The following is a 1,643-nucleotide window of genomic DNA, read 5'->3' on the forward strand; positions in this document are numbered from 1 at the left end:
GAAGAAGAGTATATGAAAAAGGTAACTCTCTCTTTTAAGGCAGTATTTGATAAGGTAAATGAAAACACCTTAAACAGAAGAGAGGCTGAAGCATATAACAATAGCAATATCTCAAGCCAACTTATAGATGATATAAAAAATGGCTCATCAACCGCAGATGAATACCAATCACAAATGCAACGTATAATACAAACCCTCCCAAAGCGCTACTCTTTCATAGAAGCACTATCTCTTAGTGTGGCTTACTTTATAATGACTAAAAGCTATTCAAAAAAAATGATAAAGAAAAGCATTAAAGATGGTGATGAATATATAGTAATAGAAGACGATGAGATAAAAGCCCTACACTCAAACTCTATAATAAGAATTTTTGATAGAGATTTAAAGCTATTTTTCTATAAAGACTCAGTAAAAAGTAGTGGTCTAAAAAGTGGTGAGTATCTATGTATAGAAGAAATTTCTAAATATATGGATGGAGTAAATAACAAGGATGTAGTTAGCGTTGAAGAGCTTTTAGCTGAAAATGAAGTTGGTAAAAATGCAGATATCAAAGACCCTTTGCAAAAAGATCTAATGAAACTTCTTATAGAGCAAGCTGACAAGATAGATGAGAACTATAAAAAAGATGAAGCTACTATAAAAGAAGCTATAGCTGCTAAGAATAAAAACACTCTAAAAGAGGCTATAAACTTAAAAGATATAGCATATAGCAATGATAGAGATATAAATAAAGAGGTAAGCTCATTATTAGTAAAAACTACTATAGAAGAGGTGTTTCCACTAGCAAAATTTGTTGGTGAAGATGGCATATCTAAGATATATGAATCACTTGGCTCTTATATATTTAATAAAGACGCAAAGGCACTAAGAGAGACATTTCTTGATGAGCTTGGGGTATTAAATTTAGTAAAAAGCCTACTTGGTGCAAGAAAGACTAAAGAGATAGATAGATATATCTTGCTAATAACGAGTCTAAAAACTACAAGCGTAGTTTTACAACATTCAAAGCTTAATCTAATCATTCAAGCTTCAAATGCATTTAGGCTTCATATGGCGATGGAGTATTATAAACTAAGTATAACTTATACAGAGATCACAACATATACCTTTATGAGATATACTCATAGGTTTAGCTATACAGATTTTCAAGAGATAAAGAGACTAATAAAAGATTATGCGGGATCACTAGGTAAGAGCATAGGTGCTTCTATGGTTAGTGGTGCATTAGAACTTTGGAAAACATCCTATGAAAAACTAGAAGAGAACTACAAAGAGATAATGCACACAAGATATACATATAAATTTAATGAAGCTTACGCACTAAATAATATCTCATATAAACCTATGTCTATAAAAGAAGCCTATGATAAAAATAGTACAAATAGCTATTGCTACTATCCAGTAATGATCTATCAAAACTATATAAGTCTAAATTTAAATAGACTATTTCTAGGAGCTAATATAAGCAGTGGAGGATTAGACTATAACTCATTTATATACTATGACATAGACCACAAGAAAAACAAACTATCTTTTAACCTAGCTTCTAAACTAGCACTAAATAACCTTAGTACCTATCTATGCTTAGATGAGCTAAGAGGATCTGGTAATGAGATAGATGCAAGGTATTTTAACTATGCTAG

1 protein-coding gene is annotated in these 1,643 nt (G+C 31.0%); it reads left to right on the forward strand.

Translation table 11 applies throughout. The features are described 5' to 3' along the window. Positions 1-12: 12 nt before the first annotated feature. On the forward strand, positions 13-1,643 hold a 1,631-nt coding region (locus CYP84_RS05710), incomplete at its 3' end, for a hypothetical protein (protein WP_180996391.1).

This window comes from Campylobacter concisus (assembly GCF_002912425.1).
GTDB classification, from domain to species: Bacteria; Campylobacterota; Campylobacteria; order Campylobacterales; family Campylobacteraceae; genus Campylobacter_A; species Campylobacter_A concisus_AH.